This is a genomic window from Desulfosporosinus nitroreducens (assembly GCF_023897015.1).
Taxonomy (GTDB): Bacteria; Bacillota; Desulfitobacteriia; order Desulfitobacteriales; family Desulfitobacteriaceae; genus Desulfosporosinus; species Desulfosporosinus nitroreducens.
Genome location: NZ_JAMHFY010000011.1, coordinates 50661 through 77401 on the forward strand (window position 1 = coordinate 50661; position 26741 = coordinate 77401).

Below are 26741 nucleotides of genomic sequence, written 5' to 3' on the forward strand. Positions count from 1 at the left end.
AGCGTGTTTTATTTATTATAACGTAACCCAGCTAGGAATGAAATGAAATTGCAAAAGCCAATCTGAATTTATGTTTTAGTTTATGCTGGTTTTGTGTAATAAATCGGCCGTTTGGCTAAGATCATCTTCACAAGAATTGGCCGCCCTTAAGGAACAAGAAAAGAAATGAACTAAATATTAATTTCAAAGACATAATTCTAAAGCGAGTTATCTGACAATATATTGAGTCTATTACACAAGATTTTGTATGGTTTAAAGACTTGTATGTGTGAGATAATAATGCTATTAAAAATCCCCAACTGAGAGGAGAGTAATTTAGATGATAATCGGAGTACCGAAAGAAATTAAGAATAACGAAAACCGAGTTGCGCTTACCCCCGCAGGCGTTGTGGCATTTTGTAAAGCCGGTCACCAAGTCGTTATTGAAAATAACGCTGGTGTAGGCAGTGGAATCAGTAATCAGGAATACATTGCCGCAGGAGCCGAAATTTTGGCTGCTCCGGAGGATGTTTATACGAGCGCAGAGATGATTATTAAAGTTAAAGAGCCTCTGCCATCAGAATATAATCTGTTTAAAGACGGTCAACTTTTATTTACCTACCTTCACCTGGCTCCCGAACCTGCATTGACTGCAGCGTTACTCAAGAAAAATGTTGTAGGTATTGCTTATGAAACTGTTCAGCCTGCTGACGGCAGCCTGCCTTTGCTCATACCCATGAGTGAAGTCGCCGGACGTATGTCGGTTCAGATTGGTGCTCAGTTCTTGGAAAAGCAACATGGCGGAAAGGGGATTCTCTTAGGAGGGGTTCCCGGAGTTTCTCCTGCGAAAGTTACGATTGTCGGTGGTGGCATTGTTGGTATTAACGCGGCAAAAATGGCAATCGGTATGGGAGCAGAGGTTACTATTCTGGATGTAAGTACTGCTCGTCTTCGCTATCTGGATGATATCTTTGGCTCACGAATCAAAACATTAATGTCTAACAGTTTTAATATTATGCAGGCTACCGAGAAGGCTGATTTATTGGTTGGAGCAGTTCTGATCCCAGGTGCAAAAGCTCCTAAGCTTGTTACTGAGGAAATGGTTAAAGCTATGAAACCAGGTTCAGTGATTGTGGACGTGGCAATTGACCAAGGCGGCAGCGTAGAAACAATCGATCATGTGACCACTCATGCAGAGCCAACCTATGAAAAGTTTGGTGTCATACACTATAGTGTAGCAAACATGCCTGGAGCAGTAGCTCGAACTTCTACCTTCGCCTTGACCAATGCTACTTTGCCATACGCGCTGAAGCTAGCTGGATTGGGCTATGCTGAAGCAATCAGAACCGATCTGGCACTGGCCCGCGGTGTCAACGTTATCCATGGTAAACTCACCTATAAAGCCGTTGCAGAGGCTCTCAATCAGGAGTACACACCGTTAGGGGAAGTAACTGAAGTACCTGCAAGTTTTTAACAAACAAACTTTTCTTCAGACAGTAAAGGACAGGCGGCAAAGCCTGTCCTTTTTATGCTCTCTTTAAGTTGGCCAGGACTTAAAAGGACGTTTGAGGTTAGAGGAACCGCCTGATTCGAAAGAGGATGTTCGAGTCAGGAACACATAATCGTAATCGATGGCAAGGTGTTGTGATGATGGGATGAAACCCATTTCGGAGTTTACACTTTATGATTTGGGATTAAGAGAATTACGGTAGTAAGCGCTTGTTTAGGAAACAGCCTGACACCGAATTCTTTGCCAAATTGAAGTTGCAAGCGCCTATGAACATTGCGCAGACCAATCCCTGCGACACACTGATGATCTTGGTTTAAGTCGATAGGAGCATAATGTTCAGGCATGCCCACTCCATCATCTATCACAGAGATTTCCACATGGTCACTCACCTTTTTACCCACAATCCAGAGGTGACCAATACCCTCTTTAGGTTCCAATCCGTGGATGCAGGCATTCTCCACCAACGGTTGCAAACTTAAGAAAGGGATTTGGATATCTTGGAGGTCGATTGGAATATCTATGGTTACTTCTAGCCGCTCTCCAAACCTGTTTTTTTGAATAAGAAGATAGCTTTCGACATAATGAAGTTCTTCCAGCAAGGAAACCAGTTCTTCAGGTTGATCTATATTATGTCTTAGTAAATTGGACAGGGCGAAAAGAGTATTTAATCCTTTGGTGTTTTCACCGAGAGTTACCAAACTGATGATAGTATTTAGAGTGTTGAATAAGAAGTGAGGTTTGATTTGGGCCTGCAGGTTTTTTAATTCTGCTTTATGCAATGTGTGTTCAAGCTCTACAATAATTCGGGCATCTTCGGCTGCCTTTAATTTCTCTTTACTTAACCCTTCTTGCATCTTAGCTCGATAGATTAGTTCGACTATATAACTTACCACAAATTGTATAAGTCCACCTGCAGCTTGGCATTTTTCCATGCTTATAACCTGGATTTCCTGAAAAGTTTGGGTCAAGGATTCAGGGTCCAGGCCTAAGTCCGCAGTAACATGAAGCATATCCTCAATCTCTGGAGCTTGTGGTTTTTCGAGGTGCATCTGACCGCATGTAATGGACCCGTAGAACTGATCCTCGACGATGATCGGCACCGACATTAGCATGACACCAGCATGGCATTTGCCCATACATGAATTGCCCTGCTCAACGGTATTGAACCCCAGGGTAGCATTGGAATTAATGCATCGCTTTAGACCAGCATCTTTGGAGCGGATACTGCGGCAAAAGCCATAAAAGTAATCATGCTTTACCACAGGAAAACCAAGAGCATCATTAATATCAATAGTGATGTCTGTGGCCTTAGTGAAAGTTTCGATGATTCGAACCAGCTTATCTTCTTCGATCAGTTGAAATAGGCTCTTTGGTGGATGGTCCATAAAATCCTCTCCTCACCTTACTATGTTGATACTCTCTTTCCAGAGTTAAGTGCCATTATCGGCGCCCAATTAACTAATATATACAGCTTAGAAATAAGTTCCTTTTATGATTATAGACTTTTCATTGATAATTGCCAGTGAATTCCGTTAATTGTAATTGGAACTTAATACTTTTTAACCATATTTAAATAATGGGTTATATTCGTCTAATTATTAAGGTTGAAATGACACCATTAAATAACTATTAATTAGAGTAGTTAGAATTTTCAAAAATGGCATAAATGTAGCAAAACGAGCATTATTGTGGCAACCTAGAATATTAAAAAGATGTTAAGATGAGAAGTAAGGGGGTTTATATTTCCCATTTTGGGAGGAGGAAGAATGAGTAATAAAAAGAGTTTTATTGGCAAAACTGATCGTGCCATCTTCTCATTTTCTGCGGTCATTATGGTTCTGTTTGTTTTCTGGACCCTATGTCAGCCTAAAGAGGCTGGTGACACATTCAACGCAGTACAGCAATTCATTACGGAGAATTTTGGCTGGAGTTACTTAATTGGCGTGACTTTCTTTCTGTTTTTTGCTCTGTTTATTGCCTTAAGTAAATATGGGAATATTATCTTGGGCAAAGATAGTGAGAAGCCTGAATACAGTACTTTGAGCTGGTTTTCCATGCTCTTTGCGGCTGGTATGGGAATTGGACTTATCTTCTGGGGTGTAGCTGAACCGATGACGCACTATGCTTCTCCTCCCTTTGGTCAACCTTCTACTATTGAATCAGCTCAGATTGCAATGCGTTATACTTTTTTTCATTGGGGTCTGCATCCTTGGAGCGTTTTTGCTGTTGTAGGCTTGTCAATGGCCTATTTCCAGTTCCGCAAAGGCTTACCAGCTTTAGTGAGCTCCACCCTTTATCCATTGCTTGGAGAAAAGGGAATTAAGGGATGGATTGGCAAGTTAGTTGATATCTTGGCCGTATTTGCAACAATATTTGGGATGGCTACATCTTTAGGCTTAGGTGCTATGCAGATCGGTACCGGGTTAAATTACGCCTATGGCCTTCCCACGGGTACCACGACAACTGTCGTTATCATCGCAGTAGTTACAGCATTATTTATAACATCTGCAGTAACTGGAATTGAACGGGGAATTAAATTTCTTAGCAATATCAATATGCTGTTGCTTTCTATTATTTTAACTTTCATGCTAATCATCGGACCGACTCGATTTATTCTTAATGGCTTTGTCGAAACTATTGGCTCTTACGTTCAAAACATTATTCAAATGAGTCTTTGGGCTGATGCCTATAATACTAATCCTGGTTGGGTAAAGGGCTGGACTGTTTTCTACTGGGCATGGTGGGTTGCCTGGGGTCCGTTCGTTGGTGCATTTATTGCCCGAATTTCAAGGGGGCGGACGGTTAGAGAATTTATATTGGGTGTGGTCATTGCCCCTGCTTTGATGAGTTTTATCTGGATGGGAGTCATGGGGAACAGCGCGCTTTATATTGATATTTTTCAACATGGCGGTATTGCAACACAAGTAGCAAAAGACATGAGTACAGCCATTTTTGCCATGTTTCAGTATTACCCGCTGGCGGGTGTTCTAACAAACCTAACGACCTTAATCATAGCGATCTTCTTTATTACATCAGCGGACTCTGCTACCTATGTCATGGCTATGTTCACTTCAGGAGGGGAATTAAACCCCAAAGCTGGACTGAAGATCTTCTGGGGTTTAGTTGTAGGTGCGGCAGCAATTGCTTTAATGATAGCCGGGGGACTTGGTGCATTGCAGACGGCCTCCATCGTTTCAGCATTTCCTTTTATGTTTGTTATTTTTGCTATGGTTGTTTCGATTGTAAAGGCGTTCAAAAGTGAAATTTAAACAAGAAGTATCTGGCCATCGCTTAAGACTCCATGCTAATCAGTGTGGGGTTTTTGCTTTTTAACTTTAATAATATGTGTTAGTGTAACAATATTGATTGAAAATGTGAAAATAATATCAAAAAACATGAATAATCGGAATTTTCATTTTCAGCCTCAAATGTAGTAAAACGAGCATAATTGTAGTGTTAATATCGAAGAACTATGGTGTTATGATGAATGCAGGGAAGATCAATCAAGAAATGTAACATGTCATATAGCATATAGGGGGTGATTTCTCAGGATTGCGGAACCGCACTAGTAAAAGAGGAAAGTTCCCAATGTAAAGAAAAAGCCGCATTCGCGTTGATGAAGGTGTCAAACAATATAAATATGGGGGAGTTATAATGTTAAATTATACATCAGAACAACATGTCTACGATATTAACGGAGTAAAGGTGGGCGGGCAGCCAGGACAATACCCTACTGTGCTGATTGGCAGCATCTTTTATAGGGGCCACAAAATTGTCAAAGATGGAATGAAGGGAATTTTCGATGAAGAAGCTGCGAAAGCGCTCCTGGATCAAGAAGCCGAGTTGAGTGCAGAAACAGGTAATCCTTTTATTCTTGATGTCTTAGGTGAATCGGTAGAGGCTTTAACTCGATATGTAGAATTTGTGATGAAGAATTCTAAGGCTCCTTTTTTGTTGGACAGCATCAGTCCAGCTGTACGAATGGGTGCTTTGAAAGAACTCGGATATGATCCTGAAATACGCAAAAGACTAATTTATAATTCCATCGACGAGCATTATTCCGAGGAAGAGTTAGCTGCTATTAAAGAAAGTGGAATTAAAACGGCCGTCATTTTAGCGTTTAGCAATAAAGCATTAAAGCCCAAAGCTAGAATCAAACTCTTGACGGGAGATGGGGAGAAAGAAGGTCTGATTGACGCCGCCAAAAGAGCGGGAATCGAGCAGTTTCTTGTTGACCCTGGTGTCTTGGATGTACCTAGCGCCAGTTGGACAAGTGAGGCCATCCATGTAGTCAATCAAGAATTTGGTTATCCGGGAGGGTGTGCTCCTTCTAACGCTGTGTATTTGTGGAAGAAGATGCGATCGAAAGGAACTCCCTTTTTCGAAGTGGCTGGGGCTGCCGTCTTTACCTATCCTGTAACTCAAGGTGCCAGTTTTATTCTCTATGGTCCTATGGTTAACGCGCCTTGGGTATATAGGGCAATGGCAACCACTGATGCAATGATGGCCTATAATAATAAACTTACGGGTGTCAAGTTAGGAACCCAGGAGCATCCTCTATTGAAGATTTTTTAGAAGGTCTTAAGGTTTTTTAAAGAAGATACTATTCAAACTATAAAGGGGTGTTTAACTATGTTGCCAAAGTATAATGTGTTGACTGAAGAGCAGGTGCTGATAATCCATAATGAATCAATTAAGATTCTTGAAGAAATCGGTATGGATTTTGAATATGAACCGGCTTTGAAAGTCTTTAGGGACCAAGGACTAAAGGTAGAAGGAAACCGAGTGCATTTCACGAGAGAATTTATCGAAGGAAAAGTAAAGCTGGCACCTGCTGAATTTACTCTGCATGCCCGCAATCCAGAGCACAACTTGGTCTGTGGCGGTGAAAATATAATCTATATGCCTGGTTACGGAGCTCCCTTTATCCAATTAGCTGATGGGACCCGTCGTAAAAGCACGATGCAGGACTACGAAAATATTGTTAAGCTAGCCGGAGCAAGCAAAAATTTGCATATGACAGGCGGGACGGTGGCTGAGCCTCAAGATATTCCAGATGAAATTAGACACCTAAAAATGATTTACAGCTCCATCAAAAACTCGGATAAGTGTTTCATGGGAAGTGCTGAGGGACGGGAACGTGCACAGGACTCTATCGAAATGGCTGCCTTACTTTTTGGAGGCAAAGATGTCATTAAAGAAAAACCAGTGCTAATTTCTCTAATTAACTCCCTGACGCCCTTGAAATTTGACGAGAGAATGCTAGGAGCCCTGATGGCCTATGCAGAAGCGGGACAGGCTGTTGTTGTAGCTTCTCTGGTTATGGCTGGTTCTACTGGACCGGCAGCCTTGGTCGGTACTTTAGCACTGCAAAATGCTGAAGTCTTGGCAGGGATAGCTTTAGCCCAAAGTATTAATCCTGGAACACCGGTTGTATATGGCTCGACTTCCGCTCTCAGTGATATGCGTACAGGCAGTCTCTCTATCGGCAGTCCAGAAACAGCCTTGTTTATTTCAGCCAGTGCTCAAATTGCCCGCTTCTACGGTGTTCCCAGTCGGTCAGGCGGCGGTTTGAATGATTCCAAGATTGTGGATGCTCAAGCTGGTTATGAATCCATGATGACGCTGATGGCGGCTAGCGTAACAGGTATCAACTTTGTTCTTCATACTGCGGGGATTTTACAATATTTCATGGCTATTTCCTATGAAAAATTTATGATGGACGATGAAATGGCAGGGATGCTCTTGCACTATTTGAAAGGCTTCAACTTTGATGAGGACGGTTTAGCTTACGATGCGATTGCTAAAGTCGGACCGGGCGGACACTTCCTCACGCAGAAACATACCCGAAAAAACCATAAAAAAGAGTTTCGCACACCTCAGTTAAGTGACCGTGCCGCCTTTGATGCTTGGTCCAAGGAAAAATTGGACACAAACCAAAGGGCCCATAAACAGTGGCAAGAGGTTTTGGCTAATTACGTACCACCCGCACTTGACGAGAACATTGATAAAAAATTGTTAGAGTTTATCGCTCAACGATCTTGAACTAAATAAATGAGAAATAGGAGGAATAAATCAAATGAATGAACTATTTTCAGAATTAAAGCAAGCCATTATCGATGGGGATGAAGATATAGTAGAGGAACTTTCCCAAAAGGTCATTGATGAATCAATTAACCCAGTTGACGCCGTGCAAGAAGGCCTGATCAAAGGAATTGAAGTTGTAGGGGAGTTATGGAAAGCAGGGGAAGTCTTTCTGCCGGATGTAATGATGTCTGCTGAGGCAATGAAAGTCGGGTTAGGTCTACTTGAGCCTGAAATAGCTAAATTAGGTATGAGCGAAGGGGAAAGTAAAGGCAAGATTGTCTTGGGAACAGTAGAAGGGGATATCCACGACATCGGTAAGAATATAACAGGAGCGATGTTCACGGCAGCAGGCTATAAGGTTTTTGATATTGGTACTGATATTAAAGCCGAAGATTTTGTTTTAAAGGCTCAAGAAGTTGGAGCGGACATAATTGGCGCGAGTGCCCTCTTGACAACAACGATGAGCGCGCAAAAGCAGATTATTGATTATTTGATAGAGCATAATCTTAAGGATCAGTTCAAAGTCTTCATTGGAGGAGGTCCTACCAGCCAGGCTTATGCAGATGAGATCGGAGCCGACGGATGGGCTGAATCTGCCGACGAAGCGGTCGCGCTTGCAGACCGTATGCTGGCAAAATAAATTTTAATTCAGAGAGCTCAATAGCAGAATGCCTAACGAAGTTAAATCCTAGGGACCTTAATAAAACACAATTCTTTAAAGTCCCTAGGATTACTTTCGGTTATAAACGGTGACAGAGTGATTCTATAGACTGGCGACTCCACGCACCAGGACTAGGATACAAAAACTAATCCATCAGACGTAAAGTTTACGAGAGGAGTAGTGCTATTCATGACAAATAGTAGAAGCTCAAATAACCGTACTGTTATGTATATCTCTTCAGTCATCATCGTATTATTCGTAATATTCGGCATGTTCCTTCCTGAACAAATGGGTAAAGTCGCTAGTGCTTCGTTCGCATTTTTGACGACTGATTTCGGATGGCTATATCTGTTGGCGGTCGCCTTTTTTACGATTTTCATTTTCGGAATAGCGTTTAGTCGTTTTGGTAAAATCAAGCTGGGAAAAGACGACGACAAGCCTGAGTTCAGTAACTTTCAGTGGTTTTCTATGTTGTTCGGAGGAGGTATGGGTATCGGGCTTGTGTTCTGGTCAGTTGCCGAGCCAATGATGCATTACCTATCCCCGCCGATGGATACAGCGGGTACCCCTGAGGCTATGCGTACAGCCATGCGCATCATGTTTTTCCACTGGGGAATCCACCCTTGGGTGATTTTCGCCATTGGGGGTCTGGCTCTGGCATACTTCCAATTCCGCAAGGATCTGCCCTTCCTAGTCAGTTCAGCTTTCTATCCTTTGATTGGGGACCGGATTTACGGGCCTATCGGCAAAGCGATTGATATCTTGGCAGTGTTTGCCACCGTGTTTGGTGTAGCCACTAGCTTAGGTCTCGGCTCTAACCAGATAGCCACAGGGTTGCAATATATCTGGGGAATTCAGGCAACGCCCACGACCGTTTCAATAGTCATCGCATTAATGACGTTGCTCTTCACTCTGGCCACAATCTCCGGCCTGCACAAGGCTATGCAGATTGCTGCCGACATTAAGATATGGCTTTCGATTGGATTCATGGTATTTATCTTCTTGTTCGGGGGGACGGTTATTATCCTGAACAACTTTACAGATACTCTTGGAGCCTACTTGCAAAACTTTGTCGGACAGACCCTGTGGATGGGCAATATAGACTGGATAAACGGCTGGACTGTGTTCTACTGGGCGTGGTGGATTGCCTGGGCTCCGTTCGTCGGACAATTCGTCGCTCGTGTCTCCAAGGGTCGTACCATCCGCCAATTTGTGTTGGCAGTGACCTTATTGCCTTCTGGATTCTCCATGATCTGGCTGTCGATTTACGGCGGTGCAGCCTTCAACCTGGATAAGCTCTCCAATGGAGCCATTCAAGCTGCGGTTAAAACAGACTATACTACCGCCTTGTTCGCCATGTTGCAACAGTTACCTTTATATTCAATCACCGCTCCTCTGGCAATTCTCCTCATCGTTGCCTGTTTTGTTGGAGCTGCGAATTCCGCAACCTATGTACTGGCTATGTTGACTTCCAACGGTGACATGGACCCTGGCAAGGGATTACGCAGCTTCTGGGGTATCATACAGGGGTCTTTCACCATCATTCTGATCTTAGTCGGCGGCGGCACTGCAGCTTTATCGGTCTTGCAGACAGTTTCTATTGTCGCGGCCTTCCCCTTCATGTTGATCATGATAGCCATGTGCTTTAGCATTTACAAAGCACTTGGTCAGGAGAAGCTTTAAGTCGGAAAGTCCTGATACAAATCAAAGAACACCTGGGTTGTGGAGGCCTGGGTGTTCTTATGCGGTTAAGATTCTATGGATTGAGCAAGCTTGTTGTGGAGGATGATGCAGTTGAGAATTAAGCTGATTGGTTGCCAGTCAACTATGAATGAAATCCATGCGCAAGGACTTAACCAGGGAATGGATTGTGAATTTCTAGATTACAGTTACCACGCCCGACCGGATATGTTACATGCTAAACTGCAGGAAATAATTAATCAGAGCCAGGACTATGATTTGATCATACTTACTTATGGACGTTGCTCTAATTCAATGCTTGGGTTGCTGTCACCGCGTATACCACTTTTATTTCCGGCGACACACGATTGTATTGGCCTAATGTTAGGATCAACTGCCAGGCATATGGAATTATTCAAGGAGAATTCTCTCACTTATTATTTTAGCCAGGGATGGTTGGACTATGGGCGAACTCCCTTAGCGGAATACTGCGAATATGAAGAGAAATATGGTGAAAAGAAAGCGCGTAAATTGATTAAAACTTTGTATGGCAGTTATCAAAAAGCAATCTTCATTAAGACTCCCGGGATAAAGGATCTTGAACGATACAGAAAAAAAGTTCAGGAGATTGCTGACTTTTTTGGGTGGGAAGTCGGAGAGATTGAGGGGGATACAGGTCTCCTCACCTCAATTGTCAAAGGAATAAAGGTCCCGGAATCCATCTATGTCGATGCGGGCCAAGTTATTACATTGGAAATATTAGCAGGAACATAAAATGGAAATAAAGATCGAGCCAGATCGTGACTTTAGGACTCTTACCCGGAAAGAACGAATCAATCATATTAGGGGAGAAGCTTGAGGAGTGGGCAAGTGTTCCTATTGGGAAAGGCGCTTGGCGAAACCCTCCACTGGAGGCTTTCGTCACCGAAGAAGAATAAGGAACACCCACTTGAAGACCAGAAGTGGGTGTCTCGGAATTGATAAAATTTATTTATCGAAAAAGAAGCTTATATGCAAAGAACTACTCCTGCAAAACAAGAGTAGTTCTTTTAGTTAATTATGATTTATTCAGGGGTATGCATTCTTTTATGAGTTGCCTCTTTTGGAGGTTAACAGTTTACTTAGATTTTCCTTTAAAAACTTGCGGAATTCAAATGCATCTTCAAATGTATAATCTGCTCCAATTTCCTTGGCAAAGGCATCAGTTATGGGTGCTCCACCTACTATAATTTTTATCCCGTTGCGTAGTCCCTGAGCTTCCAGTTCATCAATCACATCTTTCATAACAGACATGGTTGTGGTTAATAAGGCCGAAATCATTAGAATATTAGGCTTTTCCTTGCGAACAGCACTGGCAAATTTCTTAGGAGTAACATTAACCCCAAGATCTATAATTTTGGCGCCGGTTGTCATAGCCATGGTTTTGACAATGCCGAGGCCAATATCATGTAAATCTCCTGCGACGGTACCCAAGACTATCTTACCAAGCCCTTTTTTGGCAGGGGCAGTCAAGATTGGTTCAATAACGGATAGGCCCGCATGCATTGAATTGGTGGCCATTAAAACTTCCGGAACATTAACTTTTTCCGTGCGGTATTTTTCAGCGATGATGTTAATACCAGTAATTAGTCCCTTTTCAAGAATAGAATTGGCAGAATATCCTTGTGCTAAAGCTTGTTTGCAGAATTCTATCGTATCCTCAGATTCACCTTCAGCAATTGAATAGATAATATCATCAAATATCAATTGAATCGCTCCTAAAATAAGCTATTTTTATAGATCAGTGGGGTGACGCCAATATATTTCCGAAATACTTCAGCGAAATAACTTTGGCTTTTAAAGCCTATTGCTTTAGAAACTTGTTCAACACTGAACTCTGGTTTCTTCATCAGTTCTACTGCTTTTTCAACACGGACTCTAGTCAGGTAATCATTAAAAGTGCAATCTAATTCTAAGCGGAATAAACGAGATAGATGGGATGGGCTAATAAAGAGATGATCGGCAGTTGCTTTAAGTGTCAGTGGTTTATGGTAATTTTCCATAATGAAATTTCGGGCGTTATTAACTAAGCTGAGGTGCTTCTTGTCTGCGAGTTTAAAAATCCCATCCAGGAATTCACCTATGACCTTATGGACTTTGAAGAAGAATTCTTCTATGCGTTCAATGCTGTTAATCTCATTATTAAAATCCTGAAGTTTAACCATAACCTGTTCAGCATCAGCTCCTCCTTCGACGGCCGCCCTCGATGACAGGGAGGCCAATTCAAGCACCCGTATTTTAATAGTAGCTTTATCCCCGGCGGTCTTAGTTAAGAGGTCAGTTAATAAATTCTTCAAAGTACTTTCGGCCCTGGTTTTATCACCAAGCCGTATATAACTTAGGAAACGCCTTTCATTCTTTAAATAGGTTCCATAGTCTGTAAACTCCGCAGCGTTTTTCTTCTTTCTGTTTTCCAGATCAGCTTTTATTTGAAGGCGTTCTAAATGATAAGCATTTTCCTCCTCCATAGTATGAATGTTTCGTTTCACCAAATGATTTACCACCACAAAAAGCATGTCTGCCGCAGCTTGGGACTGCTCAGGAGAGGATATGGGGAGTTCTTTTACTTTTTGTTGCAAAGTATCAAAGTCCATATTTTTAGAATTGGATTTCTTTAATTGTTGAAGAAAAAATTCATCAGGTTTCCACAATAATACTTGTCCGCATATGATACTTCCTAGGAATACACTATCTACTATAATCGGGACGGCCCATATAATAAGTCCGGCATGGCAACGGAAGAAATAGGGCTCATTCCATTTGGCTGATTCTAAAGTTGCTTCTTTATATGAATCTAAACATTTCTTTTCCCCTTTACTATGGCTTCGGATAAACTGACAAAAATCGCTTCTGCTTTTATTACCCAATATGGCAAGCGTTTCTCCTTTTCTATTTACGGCTTCAATGTGCAGCCCTGTAGCCTTAGAAAAACTGGCGAGGATTTCCTCTAAGTATTGAGGATCAAGAAAACTTTCAATATTTCTCTTAGGCATAGCAGTCTCCTCAATTTGTTGTTAATCACTAAAGGAATAGCTTAAAGGATAAATAAAAAATTAGAACTGTTATAATATTTCGACGCAAAGCACATAAATCCTTTAGATTATGCAGATAGAAAATACTGCAAATCTGCGTGAGGTACGTGTAATTCTAATTATTACGATGGCATCTTCTTTGCTTTCTAAAAAATTTAACGCTTTTAGCTGATTAGAGTTTGAAGCCCGTAACAATTAAAAACTGTTACGGGCTGCGCTTAATATTAAGACCCTATGCTAAATAGTTGATCTTAAATTATTTTTCTTAATTAACGACTTTCTGGTGTGTGATGAGGTCTGCTAATCTCAATTAACTTAACAATTCCCCAAGCTATAATTGCATAAACAATCATAGCAATAATCGTCGTTGGCTCTAAAATGGACTGAGCCTCAATCCCTTTGGTGACTGCGGACCTGAAAATACCAGTAAAAGGGGATAGGAATGCTTGTGATACTGAATATATAAATGAAACAAAAGGACTTTGAGGATTGGCACCAAGAAGTTTGAAGACTAGACGAAAGGCCAATAACACTTCCAGAACACCCAAGATATAGTATACTATGTTCTTTGCTTTCAAATTGGGGTGGTTTATTTTTATATCCGTACTTTCGTTCATTTATTATCCCTCCATAATCTATTTATTGATTTTATCTTTCCAAATTTTATAGCGAACTATTACAGCCGAATTGAACAGGAAATTAATGCCAGAATAGCAACCGAATCAGTTGATTTGAAGAAGGCTTTATTTAGTTTACAGATTACAGATCTGTACATATTTAGCACGGCAGATGAGCAAACTTTCAATAGTAATTATAAAAGGGGGATAGGTAATGTCTGAAACCATATTGGAAAAGACTGAGGGTCGAATAAGTTACCATGATTCAGTTGAAGCAATGATAGGAAGAATCAGGGAAGACGGTATGTCCAACTCCTTCGATCGTTGGACTGAGCAGGAAAAGATTCGCTGTAAATTTTGTCTTCAAGGCTTAACTTGTCAACAATGTGCTCAGGGACCTTGCCGAATCAGTGAGAAGACTGGTCAGGATAAAGGGGTTTGTGGAATCGGACCTGATGCTATGGCTATGAGAAAGTTGTTGCTTCAAAATATTATGGGAGCAGGCACCTACAGCCATCATGCTTATGAAGCATTCAGGACCCTTAAGGCCACAGGAGAAGGGAAAACTCCATTTAAAATTACGGATGTCAATAAACTTAAATGGATGTGTGAAAAGCTTGGACTCAACACGAATCAGGATACTAACCAGATGGCCATACAATTAGCTGATCTGCTCAATGCCCAAATGAACATTGGTGTAGAAGAGCCGAATCTCATGGTTGAAGCCTTTGCTCCAAAGAAGCGGAAAAAGGTCTGGAAGGACTTACATATCTATCCAGCGGGAGCTCTTCACGAGGAGCAAAATTGTGTCGCGAGTTGCTTGACTAATGTCGATGGAGATTATGTTTCGCTCGCGCTCAAAGCCTTGCGCCTAGGGCTTTCCACAATTTATAATGCCCAAATTGGGCTGGAAATGACTCAGGATATTTTGTTTGGTACGCCTAAACCACACGAAGTCAATGTTGATCTGGGGATCATGGACCCGGATTACGTTAATATTGTGTTTAATGGACACCAACCTTGGCCTGGCGTTGCAACTATCCAAAAGGCTAAAATGGCGGAAGTTCAAGAGCGAGCTAAAGCGGCTGGGGCGAAAGGGCTAAGAATCGTCGGGTCCATCGAAACCGGACAAGAATTAGTTCAGAGATTTCCGGTGGATGATGTTTTTGTGGGTTTAATGGGGAATTGGTTGACTATAGAGCCTCTCTTAGCTACAGGAACCGTAGATGTCCTGGCTATGGATGAGAACTGTTCGCCACCGGCTATTGATATGTATGCAGAACAATACCAAATAACCTTGGTAGCAGTCAGCACGATCATTGGTATACCGGGTCTTCAACATAAAATTCCGTATCATCCTGCTGAAACGGACGCCATGGCCGATCGACTCATTGAGCTAGGTATTGAAAACTTCAAAAAGCGTAAAGGGAAAATTACTGCAAAAGTCCCTAAAATTATACAAAAGGCGATTGCGGGATTCTCCACAGAAGCCGTTTTGGAGGCCCTTGGCGGTAAACTTGATCCATTGGTGGATGTCATTGCCGCTGGAAAAATTAAGGGTGTTGTCGCCTTAGTGAGTTGCTCAACTATCAGAAATGGTCCTCAAGATTGGAACACGGTGAATCTCGCTAAAGAACTTATCAAGAAGGATATCTTGGTAGTATCTGCTGGATGCGGCAATCATGCTTTGGAAGTGGCCGGGCTTTGTAACATGGATGCCGTTAAATTGGCGGGCAGCGGTTTAGGAGAAATATGCGGTGCCTTAAAAATCCCGCCGGTCTTGAGTTTTGGAACCTGTACGGATACAGGAAGAATCTCGATGCTCGTTACAGCGCTGGCAGATCATTTAGATGTCGACGTTCCTCAATTGCCTATTGCAGTAACTGCACCTGAATGGATGGAGCAAAAAGCGACAATTGATGGAGTATTTGCTGTGGCATACGGTGCGTACACTCATTTGTCGCCGACTCCCTTTGTGACAGGCGCGCCTCAACTCGTTAAATTATTGACCCAAGATGTTGAGGGACTAACCGGAGGGAAGGTCGCTCTCGGAGATGATCCGGTAGAAGTCGCCAATAACATTGAAGCTCACATTATTGAGAAGAGAAAAGGTCTGGGATTGAGCAATAACTAAGTAGCTAAGTAAACCTTCTACCAAGGCTAAGAATCTTCAAAGCATAATCGACTAGAAAAAGGGGCGCCTCAAATAATATTGAGGTGCCTCTTCATTATAAAACCGGAATAACCCTATATCCTGCAATCTCTATTGGTGTAGGTTTGTTATTTGTTATATGTTTATAAAATTACCCCTCAAAGCCTTGCTGAAATAAAAAAATGATGCTAACAAAGATTGAACAAATTTTGCAATCTTTGTCGAACGTTTGACAAAACAAATTTTAGATTATAAGATTTAATTTGAATATTCCTGTTATACCTGTATATATAACATCAAATATAACAGGCATTATTTAAGCTTGCAAAGCCGTAATATGGTTTAGGGGAGGGAAAAGATGAAAGACTTAGGCGAAATAAAGGAATCATTAGTCAGATGTGTGGAACAGTTAGACGAAGAAAACTCTCTTAAATTGGCTAAGGAAGTCTTAATTGAAGGGATTGACCCTCTATACCTGCTTGATTTAATGAATGAAGGGATGAAGAGGGTAGGGAAACTCTATGACTGCAGAGACTATTATATCGCAGACTTGATCATGGCAGGGCTTATCTTTAGACAAGTATTGGAACTAGAAGAAATGACTGACTTTTTCCATGCGAAGTACAATAAAAAAACCGGAAAGATTGTTATAGGCACTGTTAAAGGAGATATACACGATATTGGAAAAGACATTTTCAGATATATGTTAGAAGCAAATGGCTTTGATGTGATCGACCTGGGGGTAGATGTCTCGAGAGAGCTCTTTGTAAAAAATGTTAAAAAACATAATCCGGATATTTTAGCGCTGAGCGGTGTGTTAACGAGCACTGTAGATGAAATGAGAGAAGTCGTAAACTCTTTGAGGGAAGCACACCTTAGAGATAAAGTTAAGATCATTATAGGTGCTAATCATCTTACACAAGAAGCTTTTAGGTTCATTGGTGCAGATGGGTTTGCAACAGATGCTTCAGTAGGGGCTAAATTATGCAGGGAATGGATGAACGTTGGTAATGGACAAGGAGTAGAAGGTAATGGCTGATCCGGTTTATATCAAAATTGTTGAAGACATCAAGAAAAAAGTAAACAGCGCAGAATTAAAGCCTGGTGATACCGTTCCTCCTGAAACCGCACTTTGTAAAGAATATGGGGTCAGCCGAATGACGGTTAGAAAAGGGTTGGCTATTTTAGCAAGTGAGGGATACATCTATTCTGTTCCTGGTAAAGGCAGTTACGTCCAAAAACCAGAAGTTAACAAATATACTTTACATTATGATGAGATGAATAACCCTATTAATAGTGTTGATAACGCCAGACTGTTAGAAGTGTCAATTATTATGCCCGATGAAAAGTTAGCAGATGAGTTGCAAACTACCAGAAATAAGCATGTTATTATGATTCGGAGGTTATTCTATACAGAAGGAAGTCCCGTAGCTTATGATGTAAAATATTTACTATATAGTAAAGGGATGCCTATTGTAGAAAAGGAAATTGAACAAGCGACATTTCAGGAAATGGTCTCAAATAGTATGCCCATTTTTGCATTAAAGAAAAGAATTAGTATTAGTGCTCAGATACCTAATAAAGAGATTAAACGATATCTCAATATTTATGATGATCTTGCCTTATTAGTGGTTGAGCAGAAACTTTATAACAATGAGAACAAGCCAATTGGCATAGGTATCACTAGTTATAGGGGAGACTATATAAAATTGCAAGGCAGCAGTGATTAATCCGGAGTCCAAAGTGCAAGGTTAGAGTTTAATGACACAGGGTGGAGGGAGCTTTCTTGAAATATCATAAAGTGGTTTTTCAGCCTGGCAATGTATTAGTAGAAGCGGCGGATGGCAGCACACTCAAGGAAGTTATGAATGAAGCCGGTTTAGAGTTTGATTTTCTCTGTGGTGGACGAGGAACTTGCGGAAAATGTCGGGTCAAAGTTTCTAAGGGATTGACGACACCGGTTACTAGGGAACAAGAAATACTTCAAGTGAAGGAATTAGACGAAGGTATTCGTTTAGCGTGCTTAACTGCTGTGCACAATGACCTAATAGTGGAGCTTCCAAACCAAAATAAACTTAAACACAATATCTTAATAGCTGCCAGTGAAAGAACTTCCAAGATTGAACCACTGCTCCTCAAAGTACCCATTGAAGTCGATAAGCCTTCGCGTGAAACTCAGAGTTCTGATTGGCGTCGCTTGATAGAAAGCTTAGTCAGACAAGGGTACAAGGAGAGTGAATTAGAGACAACAGTCTCTATTCTAAGGCAGATGCCAGATGTCATTAGAGGTGCCAATAATCGGATTACGGCAGTTATGTATCAAAGTAAAGTAGCTGGAATCGAACCGCAGGATTCTGAGAAATCGATGCTCGGAATGGCCTTCGATATTGGTACAACTACCATTGTGGGCTATCTGCTCGATCTTTATACTGGGAAAGAGTTAAGTGTGGTTTCTACCCTTAATCCCCAGACCGTGTTTGGGGCAGATGTAATTTCGCGGCTCACCTTTGCGAGCCATGAAGAAAATGGTCTAACAAAACTGCAGAGGGCTGTGGTTGAGGCTATTAATAAACTAATTGATGAAGCGGCACAAAAAGCGTCTGTTTTGAGGAATGACATCTATGCCATTTCTATCGCAGCGAATACTTGTATGCATCATATTTTTCTAGGCATAAATCCTCAGAGTATTGCAGTATCCCCTTATGTGCCTGCCCTGAGTGAACCTTTGGCATTAGATGCTTCGGAACTTGAAATAAGCATTAATCAGGCTGGAAAAGTGTTTATGTTGCCAAATATTGCTGGTTTTGTAGGGGCCGACACAGTTGCAGTGTTGTTGACCACCGAGTTGGATCAGAGTGAAGATATTAAGCTTGTTATAGATATTGGCACTAATGGTGAAATTGCCCTTGGTTCCAGAGAAAAAATAGTTGCCTGTTCAGCTGCAGCAGGCCCTGCTTTTGAGGGGGCCCAAATCAGCAGTGGGATGAGGGGTGCCGCGGGGGCGATCGACCATGTTTACTATAGGGACAAGCTTGAGTATTCCGTGATAGGGGGAGGGAAACCCTTAGGAATATGCGGTTCTGCTTTGCTTGATGCTGTCGCGGGATTAGTAGAGCTTGGTATTCTTAATAAGAGAGGAAAAATCTTAGCCTTCGACCAACTAACAAATCCTGCGGCCCAAAGGTTTAAGGAAAATCTCGTACAATTTGAAGGCCAAGGCGCATTTTTGCTTGCTGAAGCCGGTATAACCGGACACGGCAGACCTATTATGATTACTCAGTCAGATATCAGAGAACTTCAGATGGCCAAGGGAGCAATGGCGGCAGGGGTCAGAGTTTTAATGGAGACCTATGGCATTCAAGCCCAAGATATTAAAGAAGTCCTCTTGGCCGGGGCTTTTGGAAACTACTTGAATCCCCATAGTGCCTGTGTTATAGGGTTGATTCCCCCTGAACTGGAAAGTAAAATTCGAATGATTGGCAATGCAGCTGGCACTGGCTCAAAATTGGCGTTACTTTCTTCAAGTGAATTCCGTAGAACGAAGGATATTGCTGAGGCTGTTAAATTTGTTGAGTTGGGCAGTTATCCTAGATTTAATAGTATTTTCGGTGAATGCACATATTTTAAAATCCAATAAGGCATGGAAAATAACGATATATTACCTAATGAAGCAAGGGACTGACAAAGTTCTTTGCTTCTTTTCCTTTTTAGTTGCATCCAACGGAACAAACCATAGTTTGAACATGGTTATATTAGTCTCTCTCCATGCTTCAAGGTCGCGATTCTAACAACTAAAATCTTCATTTTAGTTGTTAGAATCGCAAGGCGCCTATGGCCTGGTGCCATTAAGTTTCCTCTAAATGCATGTCCATTGGTTAAAAGTAATTTGAATCAAGATTTTAAATTGTAACAAGAGTTAAAATTGAGTGACTTGTGAAAAAGATAATTTGACAAGTAAATTGAATATTGTTAATATAACCCCATAAGACATGTATATACAGGAGTAGATATGAAGCGAGGAGGGCCTCAAATGATTATTATTGGCGAAAAAATAAATGGAACTATACCAAGTGTTAAAAAGGCCATTGAGCAAAAGGATGAAGAGTTTATTCGAAGCCTTGCCATACGCCAGACAGAAGCAGGTGCAGATTATCTTGATGTCTGTGCCAGCACTTCACCAGATGTTGAAGTAGATACTTTATTATGGATGATGGATATTATTCAGAACGCAGTGGATACTCCTTTATGTATCGATAGTCCAAATCCGCACGTTATTGAAAAAGTTTTCCCTTATGCTAAACGTCCTGGATTGATCAACTCTGTATCAGAAGAAGGCGGAAAATGCGAGATAATCTATCCGATTATTAAAGGGACGAAATGGGAAGTTATTGCACTGACATGTGATAACAGGGGAATCCCCAAGGACATTCAAACAAGGGTGGAAATCACAAAGGTCTTGGTTGAAAAGGCTCTAACGTATGATATTGGCCCTGACAGGATCCACATTGACCCGCTTGTAATGGCACTGTCTGCAGATAATCAATCGCTGCTGAACTTTGTCGAAACCTTAAAAGAAGTTAAAACCTTATACCCTGCTATTAAAGTAACTTCTGGGTTAAGCAATATATCCTTTGGAATGCCTTTAAGAAAAGTGGTTAATCAACACTTCTTAACCTTAGCGATTGACGCAGGAATGGATTCTGCCATCTTAGATCCTTGTAATCGGGATTTGGTGACAACGCTATATATAACAGATGCTTTACTGGGTAAAGATCGATTTTGTAGAAATTACTTGAATGCTTACCGCAAAAACAAGATAGGTCCTCTAAAAACGGACGCTTAAGATTTCGGATAAAGAGAACTATTTTTTTGCCTAATCTTGTATATACAGTTAAATCTAGGTATACTCTAAGTTCGCATAGTTAAGTTATCTAAAATTAGAGGAGGTTTAATCATGATCGATTTACAGTTACTAACTCAAGCAGTAGGAGACCTTGACGAAAACACGATTTTAACGATGATTAACGATTTCGTAGCTACAAACCCCAGCGGTGAAGATGCCCAGAAGGTTGTTTTCGCTTGTCAACAGGGGATGGCGATTGTCGGAGAGTTGTTTGAAAAGAACGAATACTACGTTGGTGACTTGATTTTTGCCGGGGAATTACTATCGAAAACGATCGATTTACTAAAACCTGTTCTAAGCAGTGTTGCTACCCAAAAATTCGGTTCCATCGTTATCGGTACTGTTGCAGGAGACTTACACGATATTGGCAAGAATATTTTCGGGAGTATGGCAGAAGCAGCAGGCTTCGACGTTTACGACTTAGGAATTGACGTTTCACCCAGTGCGTTTGTCGAGAAAGTGAAAGAGGTTAAACCACAAATCGTTGGGATGAGCGGAGTTCTGACCCTTGCTATCGATTCTATGAAAAATACGGTTGATGCGTTAAACGAAGCTGGCTTAAGGGACAGTGTAAAAATAATCATTGGCGGGAATCCTGTCAATGAAGATGCCTGTAAGCAAATTGGCGCGGACGCTTTCACAACGAACGCTGCTGAAGGGCTGAAAACTTGTCAAGGGTGGGTGAAATAAGATGACGGATGCTGCAGCTAGGACGAATGAACGAAATCAGATTTTCCGCGATCTATTCAGCGGAAAAACTCCAAAAAGAGTACCGATCAGCAACCCGGCAACCCAAGATTTTGCTATTCAACATGCCGGTTTGGACTTGGCAGAGTGTCAATGGGATCTAACTAAATTAGAGCCAGTGTACGATAAATTTTGTCAAGATTTCTACACCGACACTTATCCTGGCGGTTCCATCAGAATTCCTTCACACTATCAAATTCTAGGGTCAACCCCTATCGTCATGAGTTCCAGCGGATTCATGCAGCATCCCGATGTCGTGGGCATGCTGGCTGAGGAATATGACCAATTTATAGCATCCCCTTATGATTGTATTGTCGAAACGATTTTGCCTCGGTTATACACGGGGTTTAACGGGGAACCTGGCAAAGTGGCTATGACGTTAGCTAAGGCGATGCGAGCACAATCCGATGATCTGGCCTATCTGGGAGCAATCAGGGGGAAAATGAATGCCAAATATGGCTTTGCTACAATGATTGGTGCTCTGACAGAAGCTCCCTTTGATTTCATGGCTGACTTTCTGAGAAGTTTCAAAGGGATTTCAGGTGATGTCAGACGGTATCCTGATAAGGTGGCGGCAGCCTGTGAAGCTGTATTACCTTTGATGATTAAGAAGGGTACTCTGCCGAATCCGTCAATGTTAGGGTATACGTTTATTCCGCTTCACATGGCGCCCTATTTGCGTGATAAGGACTTTGCAACACTATACTGGCCGACCTTCAAGAAGCTAGTTGAGACATTGGCTAGTATGGGTCAAAATGTCCAGTTGTTTGTGGAACAAGACTGGATGAGATACCTCGATTATCTGTATGAATTGCCAGAAAACACAATTATGAGGTTTGAATACGGAGATGCAAAAGTTATTAAGGAAAAACTGGGCAAAAAACACATCATCTCAGGGCTCTATCCAGTGACATTGTTGCAAACTGGGACTAAGCAACAGTGTGTGGATAAGGCCAAAGAATTATTAGATATCCTCGCTCCAGGAGGAAGATATTGGTGGCAAGCGGATAAAAGCATTATTCATTTGGAAGCCAGCGGTCCGGTTGTAGAAAATCTCAAAGCTGTCTTGGATTATGTTCATGAAAACGGAACCTACTAAAACTGGGGGGAGAGGATAAAATGGATTCGAAATATTATGTCACTTGGGAAGAATATTTAGCAGAGCACCCAGAATTAGAGGGTAAGCCTCAACAAGCAATCGCACCTAAGATCGAGAAGTATGAAGATGCAATGTTTACGTTTATCATGGATTTGTTATTGTAAGTCAATCTCATATTAAGGCTGATTAAAGGGCAACAGCGGACTCGCAGGGAAACCATTATGCACGTGCTGCAAAAGAATGTTTTGTCGAGGCCGGATGTTGCCCTCCTTTGGTCTAAAATATTTCTGAATATTCCCAGTTGGTAAATAAATCCAGATCTACAGAAGGAGGTGCGAAGAGGGGAAATAAAGAGAATAAAGCTGATTGGCTAAAGAAATTGAGTTTGAGAGGAGATTTACTATGGAGACGGAAAAGAGATTAAAAAAGTCGGTTATTAATCTTTACGGATTACCTTCCTTTGGATTCCAGTTATTTGTAAACATGGAGGTATTCTATTTCGCGGCATTTTTAACAGATTTCGCCAAGCTGCCTATGGCTCTGGTTGGTACAGTATTACTGATCACTAGTATTTTTGATATTTTATGGGTTCCAACTGCAGGGGTCCTTTTGGAAAAGAGCAATATGAGGTGGGGTAAATACCGTTCATGGCTGCTTGTAGGACCACCTTTTGCTGCATTGTTCTTTGTTTTACAGTTTTCAAAAATCGGCTCTCCAACAATGAATGCTATTATTATTACCGTCGGATTTGTCGTCAGTCATTTGATTTGGAATATTTTTTATGCTGGACATGTTGCCTTGAATTCCTCCATGACAACTGTACGAGAAGAAAGAATTGCTATGTCGACAAACAGGGGGATGTTTAATTCCTTAGGTGCTATCGCCTTTTCCTTAATCGGTATGAAGATGATCTTAGCCCTTGGCGAAGGAAAAGACCCTGCCACGGGATATACGCTAACCGTTATAATTACGGGAATTGTCATGATTGCTTGTTATTTTTCCTTGTTCTTTATGACCAAAGACTATGCTTTCCACGGAACCTCTGCTCAAACAGGAAAACCTGCCGAAAAAATGCCTATTGGCGAGATGCTGAAACAGATCGTAGTCAACCCGCCACTTATGGGCTTGATGTTGGGTGAACTTGGCAGATATTTAGGTAGGTTTGTTATTTTTGGACTAGCGTTCTATTATTTTAAATATGTTGTCAATAATCTGGCTGTTATCACGATTTTCATGACGGGGCTTAACGTTGTTACCTTCGTCGGTGCTTTGATTGCAAATCCACTTGCTAAGAAGTTTGGTGAGAGAAATGTCTATATTTTGTCACTTTCAATCTTTATAGTAGGGCTGTTGGCGGTATGGGCCTTACCTATGAATTATGTTTCCTTCATGATCATCATGTTCATCGCCTATTTAGGATATGGCATGCCTGATGCTTTAGGTGTTGTTATGTATTCATCGACGGTTGATTATGGTGAATGGAAAACCGGCAAGAATGCCAGAGGATTTATCATGTCTCTCATTAGTTTTCCAATCAAGACGGCAATTCTTGTAAAAAGTGTTATCATCACAGGAATACTGGCGGGAGCAGGATTTGTTGCAAATATGAAGGCTACACCAGTACTAGTAGAATCTATCAAAAACGGGTTAACTCTAATTCCAGCGATTATTATGCTTGCAGGTTTGATGTTCATTATTTTCCTCTATAAAATTACACCTCAAAGTCTTGCAAAAATGCAAAGTGAAATCGCGGCAAGAAAAGCCTAAGTCAAAACTGGAGTTATGCCAATTCGAAAAATAAGAGAGATGATTGTGCTTCATCTCTCTTATTTCACTTAAAACAGTAAGCGATTATTCGTCCTTAAGTAATCGTTACTTTAAATAGGAGTTGAAGTTAAATATGGAAGAAAAAGATCTACAAAAATTTATTGATGTAATGCCAATTTTAAACGGAGTAATGCAGGACGATATTACCACTATTGTGTTTGATCTTCGAAAAGAAATAATTGCAGCTTATGCACCAGGCCAACTCAAAATGCCTTCAAAAGTTGGGGATCCAATTAAAAATATGGAAAATTATAATCTTGTCAAGAGAAGTAAAAAGCAATTACCATCGATAGTTCCCACGAGATTCTTTGGAGTTCCTGCAAAAGGTCTTCTTACGCCAGTGTTTGATGAGGCTGGAGAGGTTGTTGCCATCGTATCGGTTTCCAAAAGCATCGAAAAAGAAGCAAAAATCGAAGAAGGTACTTCTAAGCTCTTTTCCTCTATGGAACAATTAAACGCTGGTGTTGAGGAAATTGCTTCGAGTTCACAACACCTATCAACTTTTATCAAAGAAATGGATGAATTCAGTACGCAAACTGAAGAAAAAATAAACGAGATCGACAGCATAATAGAGGATATTAAAAACATATCCAAACATTCAAATCTCCTGGCTTTAAATGCGTCTATAGAAGCAGCAAGAGCGGGAGAGGCCGGCCGAGGATTCAGTGTTGTTGCAAAAGAAATGGGCAAACTCTCAAGCTTAAGCAAGGATTCGGCTGAAAAAGTTGCAGGGTCACTTTTGGAAATCAAAAAGGCGATTCAATTTATAAGTGGGGGAATTAATAAAACAAGCCTTTCCTCGGAAAACCAAGCAGCGGCGACTGAAGAAATGGCTGCTACAGCCGATGAGGTTGTTTTAATTGCCAAGCAGCTGGCTGATTATGCAAAGATTCAAACGGTGGATGAATTAATCAGACAGAAGAAGATATAACTACTTCTTACCTATTTTAGAAGGATTGTAGGAGGAGATGGTTAACATGGCAGAACAGAAAGAAAAAGGATGGCAAAGGTATCATACGATTTGGCTAATGCTCTTTATTGGCTGGGTAGTCTCCTATGCTGACCGAACATTGACGGGCCCAGTCGTTACCTGGATGATTGCAAACAAGGTTGGTTTTTTAGAAGCAGCCAGTAACCCTCATGCTCTGGGCGGTTTGCTGGGAAGTCTATTTTTCGCTGGATACATGCTGACACAATTTCCGGGAGGGTACTTTGGTGATAAGTTTGGGTACAGGACTATTGTTGTTATCAGTATCTTCTGGGCGGGCATTACCACCTTATTAACGGGACTAACCGGCGGCTTAGTGGCCTTTATTGCCTTGCGGGTTTTCACCGGACTTGGTGAAGGGGTTCTCTATTCAAATGACCGCTCACTGGTTGCCGAAGTGACTCCGCCTAATAAGCTTGGTCTTGGCATGGGAGTGGTTATGGGCGGACTTACTGTGGGCTTGTCTGCTGCCTTGGTAGGAACAGTATACTTAATTGAGTGGGCCCAACCTTCGATGGGCGTCAATGCTTGGAAAGCGCCTTTTCTTATCTTGGGGACAGTTACAATTATTGCTGCAGTCTTTATTCGTCAGGCTCTAAAACCTCAAGGGAAAATCGGTTCTGAGAACTTCGGCAAGGCCTTATTCAATTTGCTTAAATATGCTGTTGTATTCTTGGTGGCCATTATGGCTGTCTATTTCATAACAAATGCTCTGCATTTAAATGATGTGATGATTGCAGTTATCTTAACCTGTTTAGCGTTTGTATTAATTGCCTTTATCTTTATTAAGAAAGGGCATGAAGTTAGCCCGATATTAAAGGACAAAAATCTTGTGCTTATTTATATTTCTTATATTGCGATATTATGGCATCTCTGGTTTTATGGCTTTTGGGGGGGCGCCGTAATCAAGGATTTTGGCGGTGGTACTCTAGCGTCTGCACTGTTGGTTATTTCGTTTAATGCTATAGCTGGGGTAATCGGCTTTCCTTTAGGCGGAAAAATCTCAGATATGGTAGCCCATAAAACTAATGGTCGTCGTAATGTCTTAATTGCGATGGAAGCACTTTTAACGGTCTTTATCTTTGTATTTGCTGCCTATGTCATGTCCGGAGGAAATGATATGGTAGTGCAATCGGTCATTCTCTTTGTTTCAGGTTTAATCTTTTTTGCGTTGCAAGCGGTTGCCCACGCCCTTACTTCAGAAATTGCTCCTGTTCATTTACGCGGAGCAGCCTTCGGAATGCTGAATCTTGTGTCTGAAATTGGAGCAGTATTATCGCCAGTAATTTCGGGAGCCATTCGAGACAGCACAGGAAGTTGGGGAACGCCCTTGATATTAGATGGTGTTCTAATGGGTATCAGCTGTATAATGATTATGGGAGTAAGTACGAAACTTGCGGATAATAGCAAGCAGGTGTAA

General features: G+C 41.4%; 22 protein-coding genes. 18 read left to right on the forward strand and 4 right to left on the reverse strand.

What is annotated here, in order from left to right:
- Positions 1 to 319: 319 nt before the first annotated feature.
- Positions 320 to 1453 carry an alanine dehydrogenase gene (gene ald, locus M8E35_RS13365; RefSeq protein WP_252469644.1) on the forward strand — a complete coding sequence of 378 codons (1134 nt, stop codon included), beginning with the start codon at positions 320 to 322 and terminating at the stop codon, positions 1451 to 1453.
- A gap of 200 nt (positions 1454 to 1653) precedes the next feature.
- On the opposite strand, the gene M8E35_RS13370 is transcribed toward ald, so the two are convergent.
- Positions 1654 to 2874, reverse strand: coding sequence for a sensor histidine kinase (locus M8E35_RS13370; protein ID WP_252469645.1), 1221 nt, complete (start codon positions 2872 to 2874; stop codon positions 1654 to 1656).
- A gap of 381 nt (positions 2875 to 3255) precedes the next feature.
- On the opposite strand from M8E35_RS13370, the gene M8E35_RS13375 reads away from it, so the two are divergent.
- The 6 genes from M8E35_RS13375 (at position 3256) to M8E35_RS13400 (ending at position 10691) form a co-directional block, all read left to right on the forward strand.
- A complete protein-coding gene (locus M8E35_RS13375; protein ID WP_252469646.1) occupies positions 3256 to 4758 on the forward strand; it encodes a glycine betaine uptake BCCT transporter in 1503 nt (500 codons plus the stop codon).
- 385 nt (positions 4759 to 5143) lie between these two features.
- Entirely contained in the window at positions 5144 to 6064 is a 921-nt protein-coding gene (mtgA, locus tag M8E35_RS13380; protein ID WP_252469648.1) for a [methyl-Co(III) glycine betaine-specific corrinoid protein]--tetrahydrofolate methyltransferase MtgA, read from the forward strand.
- Positions 6065 to 6103: 39 nt separating this feature from the next.
- Entirely contained in the window at positions 6104 to 7534 is a 1431-nt protein-coding gene (mtgB, locus tag M8E35_RS13385; protein WP_309446472.1) for a glycine betaine--corrinoid protein methyltransferase, read from the forward strand.
- A 34-nt stretch (positions 7535 to 7568) separates the two neighbouring features.
- Positions 7569 to 8216 (forward strand): glycine betaine-specific corrinoid protein MtgC, encoded by a 648-nt coding sequence (mtgC, locus tag M8E35_RS13390; RefSeq protein ID WP_252469652.1) that lies wholly within the window; start codon positions 7569 to 7571, stop codon positions 8214 to 8216.
- Positions 8217 to 8426: 210 nt separating this feature from the next.
- Positions 8427 to 9920, forward strand: a complete 1494-nt coding sequence (locus M8E35_RS13395) for a glycine betaine uptake BCCT transporter (RefSeq protein WP_252469654.1) — start codon at positions 8427 to 8429, stop codon at positions 9918 to 9920.
- Positions 9921 to 10031: 111 nt separating this feature from the next.
- Positions 10032 to 10691 (forward strand): DUF1638 domain-containing protein, encoded by a 660-nt coding sequence (locus tag M8E35_RS13400; RefSeq protein ID WP_373887451.1) that lies wholly within the window; start codon positions 10032 to 10034, stop codon positions 10689 to 10691.
- 312 nt (positions 10692 to 11003) lie between these two features.
- On the opposite strand, the gene M8E35_RS13405 is transcribed toward M8E35_RS13400, so the two are convergent.
- The 3 genes from M8E35_RS13405 to M8E35_RS13415 form a co-directional block, all read right to left on the reverse strand.
- The gene (locus tag M8E35_RS13405; RefSeq protein WP_252469656.1) at positions 11004 to 11663 is read right to left on the reverse strand and encodes a cobalamin B12-binding domain-containing protein; all 660 of its coding nucleotides are present in this window, start codon (positions 11661 to 11663) and stop codon (positions 11004 to 11006) included.
- An 11-nt stretch (positions 11664 to 11674) separates the two neighbouring features.
- Positions 11675 to 12949: a PocR ligand-binding domain-containing protein gene (locus tag M8E35_RS13410; RefSeq protein WP_073030544.1), complete on the reverse strand. Its 1275-nt coding sequence runs from the start codon at positions 12947 to 12949 to the stop codon at positions 11675 to 11677.
- A 308-nt stretch (positions 12950 to 13257) separates the two neighbouring features.
- Positions 13258 to 13605 (reverse strand): YggT family protein, encoded by a 348-nt coding sequence (locus M8E35_RS13415; RefSeq protein WP_252469658.1) that lies wholly within the window; start codon positions 13603 to 13605, stop codon positions 13258 to 13260.
- A 214-nt stretch (positions 13606 to 13819) separates the two neighbouring features.
- On the opposite strand from M8E35_RS13415, the gene cooS reads away from it, so the two are divergent.
- From cooS to M8E35_RS13470, 11 genes are all read left to right on the forward strand, one after another.
- The gene (cooS, locus tag M8E35_RS13420; RefSeq protein ID WP_252469659.1) at positions 13820 to 15739 is read left to right on the forward strand and encodes an anaerobic carbon-monoxide dehydrogenase catalytic subunit; all 1920 of its coding nucleotides are present in this window, start codon (positions 13820 to 13822) and stop codon (positions 15737 to 15739) included.
- A gap of 376 nt (positions 15740 to 16115) precedes the next feature.
- The gene (locus tag M8E35_RS13425; protein WP_252469660.1) at positions 16116 to 16796 is read left to right on the forward strand and encodes a cobalamin B12-binding domain-containing protein; all 681 of its coding nucleotides are present in this window, start codon (positions 16116 to 16118) and stop codon (positions 16794 to 16796) included.
- Positions 16789 to 17487 (forward strand): GntR family transcriptional regulator, encoded by a 699-nt coding sequence (locus tag M8E35_RS13430; RefSeq protein WP_073030540.1) that lies wholly within the window; start codon positions 16789 to 16791, stop codon positions 17485 to 17487. The genes M8E35_RS13425 and M8E35_RS13430 overlap by 8 nt, the downstream gene beginning before the upstream one ends.
- Positions 17488 to 17543: 56 nt before the next feature.
- Positions 17544 to 19394: an ASKHA domain-containing protein gene (locus M8E35_RS13435; protein ID WP_252469661.1), complete on the forward strand. Its 1851-nt coding sequence runs from the start codon at positions 17544 to 17546 to the stop codon at positions 19392 to 19394.
- Between the two features lie 393 nt (positions 19395 to 19787).
- Entirely contained in the window at positions 19788 to 20600 is an 813-nt protein-coding gene (locus M8E35_RS13440; RefSeq protein ID WP_252469662.1) for a methyltetrahydrofolate cobalamin methyltransferase, read from the forward strand.
- A gap of 111 nt (positions 20601 to 20711) precedes the next feature.
- Positions 20712 to 21350 (forward strand): cobalamin B12-binding domain-containing protein, encoded by a 639-nt coding sequence (locus M8E35_RS13445; protein ID WP_252469663.1) that lies wholly within the window; start codon positions 20712 to 20714, stop codon positions 21348 to 21350.
- A gap of 1 nt (position 21351) precedes the next feature.
- Positions 21352 to 22506 (forward strand): uroporphyrinogen decarboxylase/cobalamine-independent methonine synthase family protein, encoded by a 1155-nt coding sequence (locus M8E35_RS13450; protein ID WP_252469664.1) that lies wholly within the window; start codon positions 21352 to 21354, stop codon positions 22504 to 22506.
- A gap of 20 nt (positions 22507 to 22526) precedes the next feature.
- Entirely contained in the window at positions 22527 to 22670 is a 144-nt protein-coding gene (locus M8E35_RS13455; protein WP_200797925.1) for a hypothetical protein, read from the forward strand.
- 238 nt (positions 22671 to 22908) lie between these two features.
- Positions 22909 to 24273, forward strand: coding sequence for an MFS transporter (locus M8E35_RS13460; RefSeq protein WP_252469665.1), 1365 nt, complete (start codon positions 22909 to 22911; stop codon positions 24271 to 24273).
- Between the two features lie 133 nt (positions 24274 to 24406).
- Entirely contained in the window at positions 24407 to 25264 is an 858-nt protein-coding gene (locus M8E35_RS13465; RefSeq protein ID WP_252469666.1) for a methyl-accepting chemotaxis protein, read from the forward strand.
- A 46-nt stretch (positions 25265 to 25310) separates the two neighbouring features.
- Positions 25311 to 26741: an MFS transporter gene (locus M8E35_RS13470; RefSeq protein WP_252469667.1), complete on the forward strand. Its 1431-nt coding sequence runs from the start codon at positions 25311 to 25313 to the stop codon at positions 26739 to 26741.

Coding starts and splice junctions, on each gene's coding strand:
- mtgA (WP_252469648.1), top strand. CDS start 5,144: ATGTTAAATTATACATCAGAACAACATGTCTACGATATTAACGGAGTA.
- M8E35_RS13370 (WP_252469645.1), bottom strand. CDS start 2,874: ATGGACCATCCACCAAAGAGCCTATTTCAACTGATCGAAGAAGATAAG.
- M8E35_RS13470 (WP_252469667.1), top strand. CDS start 25,311: ATGGCAGAACAGAAAGAAAAAGGATGGCAAAGGTATCATACGATTTGG.
- M8E35_RS13430 (WP_073030540.1), top strand. CDS start 16,789: ATGGCTGATCCGGTTTATATCAAAATTGTTGAAGACATCAAGAAAAAA.
- M8E35_RS13425 (WP_252469660.1), top strand. CDS start 16,116: ATGAAAGACTTAGGCGAAATAAAGGAATCATTAGTCAGATGTGTGGAA.
- M8E35_RS13450 (WP_252469664.1), top strand. CDS start 21,352: ATGACGGATGCTGCAGCTAGGACGAATGAACGAAATCAGATTTTCCGC.
- M8E35_RS13455 (WP_200797925.1), top strand. CDS start 22,527: ATGGATTCGAAATATTATGTCACTTGGGAAGAATATTTAGCAGAGCAC.
- mtgC (WP_252469652.1), top strand. CDS start 7,569: ATGAATGAACTATTTTCAGAATTAAAGCAAGCCATTATCGATGGGGAT.
- cooS (WP_252469659.1), top strand. CDS start 13,820: ATGTCTGAAACCATATTGGAAAAGACTGAGGGTCGAATAAGTTACCAT.
- M8E35_RS13375 (WP_252469646.1), top strand. CDS start 3,256: ATGAGTAATAAAAAGAGTTTTATTGGCAAAACTGATCGTGCCATCTTC.
- M8E35_RS13395 (WP_252469654.1), top strand. CDS start 8,427: ATGACAAATAGTAGAAGCTCAAATAACCGTACTGTTATGTATATCTCT.
- M8E35_RS13465 (WP_252469666.1), top strand. CDS start 24,407: ATGGAAGAAAAAGATCTACAAAAATTTATTGATGTAATGCCAATTTTA.
- M8E35_RS13410 (WP_073030544.1), bottom strand. CDS start 12,949: ATGCCTAAGAGAAATATTGAAAGTTTTCTTGATCCTCAATACTTAGAG.
- M8E35_RS13415 (WP_252469658.1), bottom strand. CDS start 13,605: ATGAACGAAAGTACGGATATAAAAATAAACCACCCCAATTTGAAAGCA.
- M8E35_RS13440 (WP_252469662.1), top strand. CDS start 19,788: ATGATTATTATTGGCGAAAAAATAAATGGAACTATACCAAGTGTTAAA.
- M8E35_RS13445 (WP_252469663.1), top strand. CDS start 20,712: ATGATCGATTTACAGTTACTAACTCAAGCAGTAGGAGACCTTGACGAA.
- ald (WP_252469644.1), top strand. CDS start 320: ATGATAATCGGAGTACCGAAAGAAATTAAGAATAACGAAAACCGAGTT.
- M8E35_RS13460 (WP_252469665.1), top strand. CDS start 22,909: ATGGAGACGGAAAAGAGATTAAAAAAGTCGGTTATTAATCTTTACGGA.